The organism is Cytobacillus sp. MT66 (assembly GCF_058792595.1).
Genome location: NZ_JBXAFB010000003.1, coordinates 274,919 through 288,957 on the forward strand (window position 1 = coordinate 274,919; position 14,039 = coordinate 288,957).

Consider the following 14,039-nt stretch of genomic DNA (forward strand, 5'->3'; position numbering starts at 1 on the left):
TACACTAGCCTCTTATGCCATACTAATTCTTGAATTAAGTAGTTCACACCTAGCCCAATGCTTCCTTAATCGGTCCAAAGCTCTTTCTGTGGTATGATGTGATGCCGTATTCTTCAATAGCCTTCATGTGTTCTTTCGTTCCATATCCCATATGCCGGGAAAATCCATATTGCGGATATTCTTCACCGATTTGCTTCATGATCCGGTCTCTGGTTACTTTGGCAATAATGGATGCTGCGGCGATGGAAATGCTTTTGCTGTCCCCTTTTATGATTGATTCCTGCGGGTATGGAGCATTTAGTTTTAATGCATCGATCAGCAAAAAGTCAGGTTTGATCGTTAACCCCACCAGCGCAGTCAACATCGCTTTTTTAGCTGCTTCAAATATATTGATTGTGTCAATTTCCTCAGCCTGAATAATGCCAACACCAACATCTAGTGCCTCAGTCTGAATTGCCGCAAAATATTGCTCTCTCTTGTTTTCGGTAAGCTTTTTTGAATCATCAAGCCCTGGGAGATAAAAGTCAGGGGGCAAAATGACAGCAGCAGCAACAACAGGACCCGCCAGCGGGCCGCGGCCTGCTTCATCTATCCCGGCAATATGCTGGTACCCCTGTGTCCAATATTTTTTTTCATAATTGGACATTTCGATAAATTTTTCGTATGTATTCTTTTCGGCTATTTTCTGATTATGCCATTTTTTTAAAAGCTGCTGAACACCTTTGCGTTCATCATTTTTTAATAAATCAATGAAGCTTGTGTCTGTTTGGCTATCATTGAACAGCATTTCCTCGATCTCACGAATCTTAAGCTTTTCCATGCAGTTTTTCCCCTTTTGTGCTTGCTAAAATAAATAAATGCCTTCTTTGGAAGAAGGCACTGTGTTAATAGTCAAACGCAGATGCGTTATCATTGTTCAGATAATAGTATAGCAGGGCTGTCCAATGTAATAGGTCCAAACTTTTCGGAGCGAAGATCTCTTATGACAAGATCTGTTACTTTATCATAATCAATTTCTCCGCCGCCCATTAAACATCCGCGCAATTTTCCAATCGCATCAAATAAATCAACAATGTCTTCTGGAATCTCTTCTAAATTATAACGCTCTTTTAGTCTTCCTGGGTATTCTTTTTCAAGAAATTTTAATGCGTAGACCGCGACATCCTGGAGATTTAAGATGGTATCCTTAATCGCACCTGTCAAGGCAAGCTTTAAGCCGACCTCCTGATCCTCAAACTTCGGCCAGAGGATTCCAGGTGTATCAAGAAGCTCCAGCTCCTTACCTACCTTTATCCACTGCTGGGCTTTTGTAACCCCAGGGGTATTTCCCGTTTTGGCAATATTCTTTTTCGCCAGTCTATTGATAAGGGTTGATTTACCCGCGTTTGGGATGCCAACGATCATAGCACGGATAGCTCTAGGCTTTACCCCTTTAGCTCTCATACGATCAAACTTTTCTCTTAGTACATCCTGAGAAGCAGAGACAATATTCTTCATTCCTTCTCCTGCCTGCGAGTTAATGGAAATAGCTCTAATCCCCTGATCTTGAAAATAGCTGATCCATTGTTTTGTCATCTCTCTATCTGCCATGTCAGCTTTATTTAATAAAAGCAGCCTTGGCTTATGCTGGATAATCTCATCAATCATCGGATTTCTGGAAGAGAAGGGAATTCTTGCATCCACAAGCTCATATACGATATCAACTAGTTTTAGTTTCTCTGTTACCTGTCTGCGGGCTTTAGCCATATGGCCCGGAAACCACTGGATCGTCAATGGTGCACCTCCTAGCTTGCTTACTTAACGATTCGCATATCTTCAATCGGCCAGTAAATGACACCCGTGTTGCCCAAAACTTTTTCCATTGGCACTGTTCCGATATGCCTGCTGTCTTTGCTGTAGCGGCGATTATCGCCCATAACAAAAAGATGGCCTTCAGGAACCGTATCACGGCCGATTTTTTCTTTGAGTGTAAATGGTTCTGTTAATGGTCCATCAATCACTCTTTGTTTGTATTCATCCAGGTATGGCTCTTCATAGGCTTTGCCGTTCACATATAAGACATCATCCTTATATTCGATTGTATCTCCCGGCAAGCCGATCACTCTTTTTATGTAATCTTTATTTTCTGGGGCGTGAAAAACAATGATATCAAAGCGGTCTGGTTTACCAAGCTTGTAGCTTAATTTATTTACAATCATCCGATCCTGGTCATGAAGGGTCGGCATCATGGATAAACCATCTACCACAATGGGAGCAAAAAGGAAATATCTGATAACTGCAGCTAATAAAACGGCTATAATGAGTGCCTTTGTCCATTCAAATAGTTCATTTTTCTTCTTTTTCGCCATATACTTCCCCCCAATACTTCTATATCCTTGTTATATTATAAGGTATTTCTAAAAATATTATTTAACCTTTTGACATTGGCCGTTGATTTTGCGTTCCAGGCACTTCGCTTTGGGGGGGGCATTTTGTGAGCCTCCTCGTCTCTTCATTCCTGCTCACGTCTCACTTCAACGCTGATCCCCCAGGAGTCTACGTGCCTTCCACTCCAATCAACTAATATGTAAAATCAACTAGTTTTGTTCCAAATAATCTTATTTAATTGCTAAGAAAAAGGAGCTTGATAACCAAGCTCCTTTTTTGCTTACTCTTTTTTCTTTATTAACGAAGTTCTTTAATACGAGCTTTTTTACCGCGAAGGTTACGCAAGTAGTAAAGCTTCGCACGGCGTACTTTACCGCGGCGAATAACTTCAAGCTTCGCAATCTTTGGTGTGTGTACAGGGAATGTACGCTCTACGCCTACACCATAAGAAATCTTACGAACTGTGAAAGTTTCGCTGATTCCACCACCACGACGCTTAATCACAACTCCTTCATACACCTGGATACGCTCACGAGTACCCTCGACAATACTTACGTGTACACGGACAGTATCACCAGGACGGAACGCAGGAAGGTCAGCACGAAGCTGTTCTTTTGTGATTTCTTCGATTAATTTATGCATCGTTTTCAACTCCTTCCAGCAGATGCTCTTGCATAAACATTTCTTATCATTGCAGCGGAACATCTTTATCAGACATCAAACTAAGTTCTTAGTTCAAGTCACAAAATGTATTTTAACATAATTAAATTATTACTTCAATGCTATTTTAGCTCTTTTTTTAGTTCGTCCAGCCATTTTTTCTGGGAATCCGTCAACTCCATAGAGTCAAGCAGATCCGGCCTTCTTACTAGCGTGCGCCTTAATGATTCCTTTTCACGCCATTCATCAATCAAGCGGTGATTGCCTGACATTAGAACATCAGGCACCCTCATTCCCCTAAAATCAGCAGGACGGGTATAATGCGGATGTTCTAAAAGGCCTGTACTAAATGAATCTTTGCGGTGAGACTCTTCATTTCCAAGAACGTCAGGGAGCAGTCTGACAACACTATCAATAATCACCATGGCCCCTAGCTCCCCGCCCGTTAAAACAAAGTCGCCAATGGATATTTCATCTGTAACAACATGCTCGCGTATCCGTTCATCATAGCCTTCATAATGTCCGCAAATAAAAATTAAGTGATCTTCATTCGCCAGTTCTTCCGCTTTTTTTTGCGTATACGTCTCCCCCTGTGGACAAAGAAGGATCACCCGCGGAGTTGATTCCGCCTTTTCCTTTAGGTCAGCGACTGCATCAAAGATCGGCTGCGGCTTTAGCACCATTCCTGCCCCGCCGCCATATGGGTAATCATCAACGGTCTGATGCTTGTTATCCGAGTAATCCCTGAAATTAACAACATTGTAGACTGCCGCATTTGCATCAGCAGCTTTTTTTAATATCGAATGTCCGAAAACACCGGAAAACATTTCAGGAAAGAGGGTAAGCACATCAATCTTCATCATGAAAGCAGCCCTTCCATCGGATCGATGAGAACTAGCTTTTCTTTTACGTTTACTTCTTTCACAACATCCTCAATATAAGGAATAAGAATTTCTTTTCCCTTTTCCCCTTTGATCACCCACACATCATTTGCTCCTGGAGAAAGAATTTCTTTAATTTTCCCTACTTCTTCTCCATTAAGCGTCTTTACCGTACAGCCGATGATTTCATGATAGTAAAATTCATCCTCTTCCAGCTGACCAAGCTGATCCTCTGTAATTTTCAAAAGACCGCCTTTCATCTTCTCTACGGTGTTTATGTTTTCGTATCCTTCAAAGGTTAATAAATCAAACGATTTATGTGTGCGATGGGATTTCACGGTAAGTTCCTGGGATTCATTTGAATCAGGGTAAAACAACGTCAGCTTATTGCCCTTTTTATAGCGTTCGTCTGGAAAGTCCGTCTTTGATACTACTCTTACCTCACCTTTAATCCCGTGAGTGTTTACGATTTTTCCTACATTAAACCATTTTTCCATCTGGATGTTCACCTCTAGCGAATTTCATCGACAATTCCGTCTTTAATAATAATGGTTTTCTCGCTTTGAATATCTTCCCACCGGTCGCCTTCGTTTATTTCAATAATGGCTTTAATTTCTTTTTCTTTTAGTTCGCTTCCTAGCGGGAGCATATGTAATTGTTCCATTTGGAAATCCAGAAGCTTGATTTTTTCTTTTCTTGCCTGGATTTCTTTTTCAAAATGTTTTTTTAAACTGAGAGAAGGGATCTTTTTCGTTTTTTCTAGCTTTTTCATTTCAAATTTGAGCTGATCACTTTCTTTTTGAAGCTGCAGCTTTTTTGCTTCATAATTCCCAAGGAGTTCATTTTTGCTTTTTTCAGTCAATACTTGCTTTACAATTACATTCTGCAATATTTTCATCCGCATCCTCCTAGCCGTCGGTTTCCACTCCAACTAAATAATAAAGTCAACAAGGCTCATTAACAAAGAGAATTTGAAAAAAGGAGGGGAACTCTTCCCCTCCTTTTTGTATGACTAAGATGAATGTGTACTTATTTTACATCACTCACAAATTTCTAAGAAGATTTTCTTATGCTGTGATGATCCTGCTGCGTATACTACAGTCCGTATGGCCTTCGCAACGCGCCCTTGTTTGCCGATGACCTTGCCCATGTCATTTTTGTTGACAGAAAGCTGATAGGTCACTCGGTTTTCCTCTTCCTGGACAGTTACCTGAACCTCTTCAGGAAAATCTACAAGGGGCTTAACAATCGTTTCGATAAGCTCTTTCATCTTATTATAAGATTACTTGCCGTTTTTTACATTATGGAATTTTTCCATGATGCCTTGTTTAGAGAAAATGTTACGAACTGTATCAGATGGTTTTGCACCATCAGAAAGCCATTTAAGAGCTAGCTCTTCGTTAATGTCAACGATAGCTGGTTCTGCAACTGGGTTGTAAGTTCCAACTGTTTCAATGAAACGTCCATCACGAGGAGAACGTGAGTCAGCTACTACAATACGATAGAAAGGAGATTTCTTAGCTCCCATACGCTTTAAACGAATTTTTACTGCCATAATTAAAAGCACCTCCGAATAGTTTCACACAAGATAGAATAATAACAGATTGATAAATAGTTTGTAAAGTGTTTTTTCTTTACAGGTGAATTTTTTAAAGATTAAGCCGTTGATCTCCGCTCCAGGCACTTCGCTTTCCGGGGGGCGTTTTGTGAGCCTCCTCGTCGCTTGCGCTCCTGCTCACGTCTCACTTCAACGCTGATCCCCCAGGAGTCTACGTGCCTTCCGCTACAATCAACTGGATTGTAAAGCTAATTGGCTTTATACAAAGCCAACCTTTTAGAAAGGATTAAACGGAAATTTGAATCCGCCTTTTTTCTTTCCCTTTTGCTGCATGCCTGACATTTGCTTCATCATTTTTTTCATTTCTTCAAATTGCTTCAGCAAGCGATTGACTTCTGGAACGGTTGTGCCGCTTCCTTTGGCAATCCGCTTGCGGCGGCTTGAATTGATGATTTCAGGGTTTGCTTTTTCCGTTTTGGTCATCGAACGGATAATGGCTTCCACTTGGTTAATCTGTTTATCATCAATTTGAAGATTGTTCAGGCCCTTTATTTTGTTTGCACCTGGAAGCATTTTCAGAAGCTCATCAAGCGGTCCCATATTTCGGACCTGCCCCAGCTGATCCAGGAAGTCATCAAAGGTCAGGGAAGCTGTCCGCATTTTCTGCTGGATTTCCTTCGCCTTTTCCTCATCTACATTAGCCTGGGCTTTTTCAATGAGAGTAAGAACGTCACCCATTCCCAAAATCCTTGAAGCCATGCGCTCTGGATGGAATGCCTCAAGTGCATCAAGCTTTTCGCCAAGACCGACAAACTTGATTGGCGTATCTGTTACAGAGCGGATAGATAATGCCGCACCGCCACGGGTATCACCATCAAGCTTGGTTAAAACGACACCTGTCAAGCCCAGCAAATCATTAAAGCTCTGTGCCACATTTACAGCGTCCTGACCAGTCATCGCATCAACGACAAGAAAAATCTCATCCGGTTTGGTGATTTCTTTGATTTGCTTCAGCTCGTCCATTAATGCTTCATCGACATGCAAGCGGCCGGCTGTATCAATAAGAACATAGTCATTATGATCTTCTTTAGCCTTTGCAATCGCCTGTCTGGCAATTTCCACAGGGCTTACCTGATCTCCAAGGGAAAATACAGGCATACTCAGCTGCTTGCCTAATGTTTCAAGCTGCTTTATGGCAGCCGGGCGGTAAATATCCGCCGCTACAAGCATGGGGCTTCGGTTATATTTTTTCCGAAGCAGATTAGCAAGCTTACCAGTGGTTGTTGTTTTACCGGCCCCCTGCAAGCCTACCATCATAATCACGGTCGGCGGACGATTAGAGACAGCAATTTTGCTTTGCTCCCCGCCCATCAGCTCGGTCAATTCTTCTTTAACAACCTTAATAACCTGCTGTCCTGGAGTTAAGCTTTTTAAGACTTCTTGGCCGACAGCTCGTTCACTTACTTTTTTAACAAACTCTTTGACGACCTTAAAGTTAACGTCCGCTTCTAATAGTGCTAGACGAACCTCACGCATCATTTCTTTGACATCCGCTTCGTTGATTTTCCCCTTGCCGCGGATCTTCTGGATCGTATTCTGCAGTCGGTCGGCTAATCCTTCAAACGCCATCTTGCCGCCTCCTAATCTAATTTCTCAAGCTCATTTATCGCCTTAATAATAGCCTGGTTTTGCCCGGCATTCTCATTAAGAAGGTTTTTAATTTCTGCTATCAGTTTGCTTCGCTCTTGAAATTTTTGAAATAATAACAGCTTTTCCTCATATTCCTCAAGCATTGCCTCAGTGCGCTTAATATTGTCATATACCGCTTGGCGGCTGACTTCATACTCCTCGGCAATCTCCCCTAGAGAATAATCATCCAGGTAATAGAGGGACATATAGCTGCTCTGTTTCGGAGTCAGCAGTGATTGGTAGAAATCATAGAGAAAATTCATTCTCGTCGTCTTTTCTAGCATCTCTACTCCCCCTTGTTAAGTGAAAACCCTTTACAAAACATAGTTTACCTAGAACTATAAGACATGTCAAGAAAACATCTTGACAATATTCTGAATAGCCCCGATGAAGGACATTTTACACGAAAAATCGTATCATTTTGTCCTTCATGGGCCCAACCAGGTCTTTGCTCCACCAGTTTAATGACTAGTTCTTTCGCTTCTTTGCATCAAGCAGCCGCTTCATTCTTTCCGCACGTTCTTCTGCAGTGATAGGGGTATCCTTTGGCTTGTATGTTTTTTTTCGCTTTTTATCTTTGTTTTCTTCCGTTTGCTTCACCGTCTCTGTCTGATCCTGAGTGACTTCTTTCTTTGGAACAGCAGCTTTCGGCTTGGAGGAGTTTGCTTTTTCAATTGTCCTCGTTTCCGTCTTTTCTTTGGACTTTTTCCGGAGCTTCGGTCCCATTTTTGAACGGAACATCGATAGAAGATTAAAGCGCCTAATCGCTATTTCGGCAAAGAAGAGCAAGAATGCTGCCATGAGAAGCCACTGGCTGATAGGCTGTTTTGTATAGGCTCTGCTGCTTAATGGCCGAAAAGCGTCTTTTTCATCGGACAGCTGACCCTTTCCTCCGGTCATTTTCGAAAGCTCTTTAAGCAGTTCTTCATTTTGTCCGCTTAATAAATACTCATCGGAATATGGAATGGTAAAGCCCGACTGATAAGTCCGGACGCTCCCATCCCCGCCGGTTTGCTTGACACTTAGGAAAAACATCCCCGAGCGGTTTGGCAGGCTTATCTCATATTTTCCAGGTGCAGTAAGCCTTGTGTTTGTGCTGATCTCTTCGCCATTTTCGGAAACAAGAACGGCTTCCATTGGAAGTGATTTATTGGCAATCGATTCCAAAGTTAATACGGGATTGCCCTTTTCCTTACGTAAAGACATTCGATATGGTTCACTTTCATACTGAGGAAGCGTCTTTGTAATAAGCTGATTAATAAAATTTGGCCATTGATTCCAGCGGGCCCAATCGCCTGACCATTTCCCTGAAAGATCAGATGTGAAAGCAATCGTATGCCCCATTCCATATTGCCACTCTGCTAGAACGGGATCATCTTTTTCGCTTAAAATCGGCACATTTGCCCGTGTCTTTGGCGTTACAGCAATATAGGCATTCATTTGCGGAACCCCCTTAGAAAAAAACGAAGACCAATCAGGATCATTGGCAATTCGCGGATAAAACGGGGAATCCTCAATATATGTTCTTGTAGCCATGACCGTTTCACGTGAAAGGATACTTGGAATGACGGATGAATCTGTCACATCATAAAAACGGCCTGTTCCCATTGCCGCGAGGTCCTCTAAAAGCGCACGGTCCGCGTCACTGCCGAGTGCAACCGTTGATAAAGTAATATTTTTTTCCTTTCCGGATTCAATAAGCCCTTCATAATCACCGCCAGGGGCCTGCCCATCGGTGAGCAGAATAATATGCTTTCTCTGCAGCTTCAAATCCTCCAGCTCTTGATAAGCTAGCTCCAGCGATGAGTAGATTTCCGTCCCTCCGCCAGGGGCAACAGAGCGGATATTATCGGCAGCTTCTTTTTTATCTTTTAATGGAGCTGTTTCAACAATGACCCAAGGCCTGTCATCAAATGCGATAAACCCAAGTGTATCTTCTTCCCGCAATAATTCTACAGACCTTGCCGCAGCTTCTTTTGCCAGCTCAAGCTTGCTGCCTGCCATACTGCCCGAGCGGTCCATTACAATCACAAGGCCAAGCGATGGCAGTTCCTTTTTCCCTTTAATATCCATATCAACAGGTAGCAATTTTTCTATTGGCGTTTTGAAATAGCCTCCAAGTCCGAAGCTTTCATCTCCACCTGTCATAACAAATCCTGTACCAAATTCCTTCACCGCTTTTTCAATCATATTCATTTGGTTTTCTGACACAACGGTAGCTGGTACATTATTAAAAACGATGGACTGATATTGGATAAAACTCGATAGAGCGGTTGGCAGCTTATCAGGGGAAATCGTTTCTATTTCAACTCCTGTATCTTCTATTATCGAAGAAAGATTTCCTCCATCCGCTCCTTGAACAATCAAGACTTTCGGAGTGCCCAATACATTCACAATCGAGTGCAAAATATTGTTTTCTATAAAGGCATCATTTTCCGCGGCTATCTCAGCCTTGTAGACAGAGAGGCCAGATTCACGCGCTTGATGTGCAAAGGTATAAACATTTTTTCCTTCTTTCACATGGACCGTTTCTTTCAGGATCTCAAGGTTATTAACAGATAGTCTAACAACGGCCTGTTTCTCTGAATTACTGGCAATCGTAATCGTTACAGGTGCCTCTTCTCCCTCATAAAGCGTTGAGGGCACTTTTAATTCTTCGATCGACAGATCCTCTCGCCGATCGTTTTTTAATAAAACATAATCAAGATCAATTTTCCTATTTTTTAATAGACCAGCTGCAGCACGCGCCTCGCCAAGCGTTTCATTTCCGTCAGACATAAGAACGATTCGGCCGCTTGAATGATTCGGGATTAACGAAGAGGCAAATTGAATGCCGCCTTCAAGGCTTGTCTCTGAATTGCTTATATTAGAGATAAATTGGGTAATCGGATTTTTTCCATTTGTGATAGGCTGCTCTAATGCAGCGTTTTCTCCAAAAGCAGCAATAGCATATTGATCATCTGCGCCTTTGCCCGAAACACTATTCTCAATCCATTCTAATGCTGCATCATCGAGATTTTCTACGCTGGCTGAACGGTCAACAAGAAAGACCACGGTTTCACCGTTGACAGGCAGCAGCATTTGCGGAATCATTAAGGCAAAAATGATGAGTGCAAAAATGGCCATCCTTATTCCAGCCAGCCACCAGGAATCCTGGATTTTTTTTGCCTGCTTTAAAAATAGATAGATCAAAAATAGCGCCGGAATAAATAATAATGCGAGAATGGGATACTTAAATTCTATGCCCACGACGAAAAACCTCCCATTCCATGGCAATAATTGCTAAAGCAATAAGCGCTAAGATAAACCAGAGCTTATCATTTGGCGTTTGAATGCGGCCGCTTTCTCCAGATTGCCCGCTGTTTATTTTAAAAGCCTGCTGAACATTCGCCTGTTTCTCACGATCATCCAATTGGACCGAAAAATAGACGATTTCGTTCTCAGAAACTGCTTGATAAATGCCAGGCTTTAACGGTGCCCTAAAGCTTTCCTTTGTTAAATCAAGAGTATACAAATTTTGATCATTTCGATTGAAAATTTCCCATCTGCCATTACCCTGGCCAATATTCAGCCACTTCTCTTCTCCAGGCGCAAAATAGCCCAGGAAATCAGCGGATTGAGACAGCCATTGAAAAGAATTATAGAGGAATATAGGAAATCCCGGCTGAAGCGGCCAATCTGAATCTGCTAAAGAAAAGTTTAGAATAATGATAGGTTTTCCATTCCACGTTCCCTTTTGGATGAGAGGAATATTCCCGCTTGAGAGCAGCGTGTCCCAATCCCCTTCTATTTCCTTAGATGCCGATTGGATAAAAACCTTCTCAAAATTAACATACTGCAGCAATGGATCGTCCTTAGCCTGCAGCTTTTCTGTCAGCTGAATCTTTTCTTCTGAATGATTAAATACAAGCAGCGCAGTTTTTGGCAATTCAGTTAAAGGGATATTTTCAGCGACAACAACCCCATCCAAGTCCTGTACGGATGCCCCTGCTTCTGTCTGCAGCATTTCAACCCCAGCATTTTGTAATCCGCGTACAGCAAAAGTATTTATATTTCCAAGTGAGTACACGGGCGGGTTGGCATTTGTAAAAATCGAACTTAATGTATTGTCTGCTTTATACCCATCCTCGACTGCAATTTCCGCTTCATAATAGGGTTTTTCCGGCAGTGAAGGAATTTGCAGGACATACTGCTCCCCACTTGCGATAGAGATTGTCTTCTTAAACAGAATTTCATTTTCACTGCTAATTCTAATCTCTGCATCTTGTTTTGTTTTTCCTTGATTTTCAACGACTGCAATACCTGCTATACTCCCATCCACAGGTGCAGTTCCAAATGTAAGAAGAGAAAGATTTTCGAGTTCCTCTCCAATATTATGAACCTCCACATACTGTTCCTTAAAATTTTCTTTTACCTGCTTTTCGGTTACAGTATCAGAAAAAATATAAACAGCCGCTTCCTTGCCTGCAGAAAGAGAGGATGCCAAATTCAGCGCATCGTTCATTTCTTCATGTTTATACGATAAAGAAACCTCTTCAAGTGCACGTTTGATTGTTTGTGGATCGCTTTCCCGGCTGGAGAGAATTTCTGGTTTTTCTCCTGTCTTGATCAAAGTAACCTCCTGGCCGCCAAGTTTATCCGCAAGCTCGAGTGCTTCCTTCTTTGCCTCAGCAAACCGGGTTGAATTCTCATATGCGGCCGACATCGTGGCGGAAGAATCGATAATCATAATAATGTGCTCTCCCTTAAGAACATCCTCAACCCAAAATGGGCGTACAAGGGCCAGCATTAACAGCAGGAGCGCAATCAGCTGCAGCCAAAACAGAAGATTTTGCTGAAGCTTCTTTAAGCAAGGGGATGCCTGCCATTCATTTAAGGCTTGTTCCCATAAAAAATTGGCAGAGACAATTTTCTCCTCATATTGCTTTCGGAAAAAGTAGAATAAGATAAAAACAGCGATAAAAATGCTTAACAGAAAATAAAATGGATGTAAAAACTGCATTGCCTCACCTCAATTGGTTAACCGGTGCTTTGGAAAATCATGAAAAATAATTGACTGCACATCACGGGCATCACTGACGAGCAAATATTGCCCGCCGACTTTTCGGCATATGTCCTTAAGCTTCCGGTTATGTTCTGTTAAACGAAATTTGTAGTCTGCAATAAGCTTTGGATTCATGCTGACATTAACAGCCGTGTCTGTTTCACTGTCAACAAGCTTCACATCACCAGAATAAGAGGGGGAAAGTTCGTCCTCGCTCAGAACCTGAATCAGCCAGATCTCCCGGCGAAAGGCAGCTATCTTTTTAAACAGACTCTCTATTTCTTCTAATCTTTCTAATCCATCGGTTACAATAATCGAAAGCTGGGCACCTTTACGAATGACGCCGCTTAGGCTTTTCATGAATTCACCTGTTTTTGCTTCCTGATTAAGATTGATAATCTCCATAAATGTCCTTTTTCCATATACGGATCCTTTTCTTTTGACAGGATAAACCCCTGATGAGGAAACAGAAAAGAAATGCAGCCGATCCTCATTATTCAGGACAATATAGCTTAAGGAGGCAGCAATGAGCTTAGCAAGCTCCCATTTTGCCGGACTCTTTCGCATAGATGAACTGCCATCAAGATAGATCGAAATGGACAGCTCCCGCTCATCCAAGAATCGTTTAATATAATGCTTTTGTGTCCTTCCATAAACATTCCAATCGATTTGCCTGATATCATCACCGGGCTGATAGATTCGATAATCGGAAAATTCCAGGGATGAGCCAATACGCTTCGATTGCCGTGACCCTTTCTGCATCCCAGTATTTCTTGCCTTCACTAGTAATTTCTTTTTCTGCAATTTGCTTAAGAGTGCTTGGTGGCTGCTCATTCGTTCCGAACTCCTGCCCCTGTGCCGTTCAACAGCCCATCAATAATTGAATCGGCTGTCATTCCGTTTGCCTCAGCTTCAAAGTTTAAAATCAGGCGATGTCTTAAAACGGGCTTTGCCACTCGTTTAAGATCGCCTATTGATATATGATATCTTCCCAGGCTCAGGGCCCTTGCTTTTGCCAAGCTGATTAAGCTTTGCAGTCCGCGCGGACCGCTTCCATATTGGACATAATTCTTCACAATCTCTGGTGCATCCTCAGATTCAGGGTGTGTAGAAGCAATTAAATTAATGGCAAAATCAAGCATGTCTTCTGAGACAAGAATTTCCTTAGCAAGTTTTTGATAAGCAAGCACTTGGGCAAGTTCAGCTGATTTTTGCAATTCGATTGTTTTTGCGCCTGTTGTTCTAAGGACAATTTCTTTTAATTCTTCTTTAGATGGATATTCAACAAGAACTTTGCAAACAAAGCGGTCTGTCTGCGCTTCCGGAAGCGGATAGGTCCCTTCCATATCAATGGGGTTTTGTGTGGCAAGCACAAAGAAAGGCTTTGCCATTTCTTTTGTTTCTCCCATTATTGTTACGGTTTTTTCCCCCATCGCTTCGAGCAGGGCACTTTGTGTCTTTGGTGTTGCCCGGTTAATCTCATCTGCCAGCACAATATTGGCAAACAGAGGTCCTTTATGAAAAACAAACTTCTGTCTTCCCGATTCATCCGGCTGCAGAAGCATCGTTCCTGTTATATCGGAGGGCATTAAATCCGGAGTAAATTGAATTCTTGAGAACTCTAGATCCAGACATTCAGATATCGTTTTAATAAGCATCGTTTTTCCCAAGCCTGGCAAACCTTCCAGCAGGACATGCCCTCCGGCTAAAATACTCCAGAGCACTTGGTCAATCACTTCATCCTGGCCGACAATAAAGGTTTGGATTTCTCTTTTTATCCTTTCTATTGCTTCTGCTGCTTCTTGGAATTCGCGTTCCTTTTCTGCAGTTGCTGACATCT

General features: G+C 42.2%; 15 protein-coding genes. All 15 read right to left on the reverse strand.

Annotation, left to right across the window (positions count from 1 at the left end; genetic code table 11):
- Positions 1-49: 49 nt before the first annotated feature.
- Positions 50-820: a ribonuclease HII gene (gene rnhB, locus AC1Q59_RS07310; RefSeq protein ID WP_492365136.1), complete on the reverse strand. Its 771-nt coding sequence runs from the start codon at positions 818-820 to the stop codon at positions 50-52.
- 89 nt (positions 821-909) lie between these two features.
- Positions 910-1,773, reverse strand: coding sequence for a ribosome biogenesis GTPase YlqF (gene ylqF / locus AC1Q59_RS07315; RefSeq protein WP_492365137.1), 864 nt, complete (start codon positions 1,771-1,773; stop codon positions 910-912).
- Between the two features lie 20 nt (positions 1,774-1,793).
- The gene (gene lepB, locus AC1Q59_RS07320; protein ID WP_492365138.1) at positions 1,794-2,348 is read right to left on the reverse strand and encodes a signal peptidase I; all 555 of its coding nucleotides are present in this window, start codon (positions 2,346-2,348) and stop codon (positions 1,794-1,796) included.
- Between the two features lie 316 nt (positions 2,349-2,664).
- Positions 2,665-3,009, reverse strand: a complete 345-nt coding sequence (rplS, locus tag AC1Q59_RS07325) for a 50S ribosomal protein L19 (RefSeq protein ID WP_492365139.1) — start codon at positions 3,007-3,009, stop codon at positions 2,665-2,667.
- A 140-nt stretch (positions 3,010-3,149) separates the two neighbouring features.
- Positions 3,150-3,887, reverse strand: a complete 738-nt coding sequence (gene trmD, locus AC1Q59_RS07330; RefSeq protein ID WP_492365368.1) for a tRNA (guanosine(37)-N1)-methyltransferase TrmD — start codon at positions 3,885-3,887, stop codon at positions 3,150-3,152.
- The gene (rimM, locus tag AC1Q59_RS07335; protein ID WP_492365140.1) at positions 3,887-4,405 is read right to left on the reverse strand and encodes a ribosome maturation factor RimM; all 519 of its coding nucleotides are present in this window, start codon (positions 4,403-4,405) and stop codon (positions 3,887-3,889) included. The genes trmD and rimM overlap by 1 nt, the downstream gene beginning before the upstream one ends.
- A gap of 14 nt (positions 4,406-4,419) precedes the next feature.
- Positions 4,420-4,806: a YlqD family protein gene (locus AC1Q59_RS07340; protein ID WP_492365141.1), complete on the reverse strand. Its 387-nt coding sequence runs from the start codon at positions 4,804-4,806 to the stop codon at positions 4,420-4,422.
- 141 nt (positions 4,807-4,947) lie between these two features.
- The gene (locus AC1Q59_RS07345) at positions 4,948-5,178 is read right to left on the reverse strand and encodes a KH domain-containing protein (protein ID WP_492365142.1); all 231 of its coding nucleotides are present in this window, start codon (positions 5,176-5,178) and stop codon (positions 4,948-4,950) included.
- Positions 5,179-5,190: 12 nt separating this feature from the next.
- A complete protein-coding gene (rpsP, locus tag AC1Q59_RS07350; protein ID WP_492365143.1) occupies positions 5,191-5,463 on the reverse strand; it encodes a 30S ribosomal protein S16 in 273 nt (90 codons plus the stop codon).
- Positions 5,464-5,742: 279 nt separating this feature from the next.
- Positions 5,743-7,095, reverse strand: coding sequence for a signal recognition particle protein (gene ffh / locus AC1Q59_RS07355; protein ID WP_492365144.1), 1,353 nt, complete (start codon positions 7,093-7,095; stop codon positions 5,743-5,745).
- A gap of 11 nt (positions 7,096-7,106) precedes the next feature.
- Entirely contained in the window at positions 7,107-7,439 is a 333-nt protein-coding gene (locus tag AC1Q59_RS07360) for a putative DNA-binding protein (protein WP_492365145.1), read from the reverse strand.
- 184 nt (positions 7,440-7,623) lie between these two features.
- Entirely contained in the window at positions 7,624-10,404 is a 2,781-nt protein-coding gene (locus AC1Q59_RS07365) for a VWA domain-containing protein (protein ID WP_492365146.1), read from the reverse strand.
- The gene (locus AC1Q59_RS07370) at positions 10,388-12,157 is read right to left on the reverse strand and encodes a vWA domain-containing protein (RefSeq protein ID WP_492365147.1); all 1,770 of its coding nucleotides are present in this window, start codon (positions 12,155-12,157) and stop codon (positions 10,388-10,390) included. Before AC1Q59_RS07370 ends, AC1Q59_RS07365 begins: the two co-directional genes overlap by 17 nt.
- 9 nt (positions 12,158-12,166) lie before the next feature.
- Positions 12,167-13,033 carry a DUF58 domain-containing protein gene (locus AC1Q59_RS07375; RefSeq protein ID WP_492365148.1) on the reverse strand — a complete coding sequence of 289 codons (867 nt, stop codon included), beginning with the start codon at positions 13,031-13,033 and terminating at the stop codon, positions 12,167-12,169.
- Positions 13,030-14,037, reverse strand: a complete 1,008-nt coding sequence (locus AC1Q59_RS07380) for an AAA family ATPase (protein WP_492365149.1) — start codon at positions 14,035-14,037, stop codon at positions 13,030-13,032. Before AC1Q59_RS07380 ends, AC1Q59_RS07375 begins: the two co-directional genes overlap by 4 nt.
- Between the last annotated feature and the right edge of the window lie 2 nt (positions 14,038-14,039).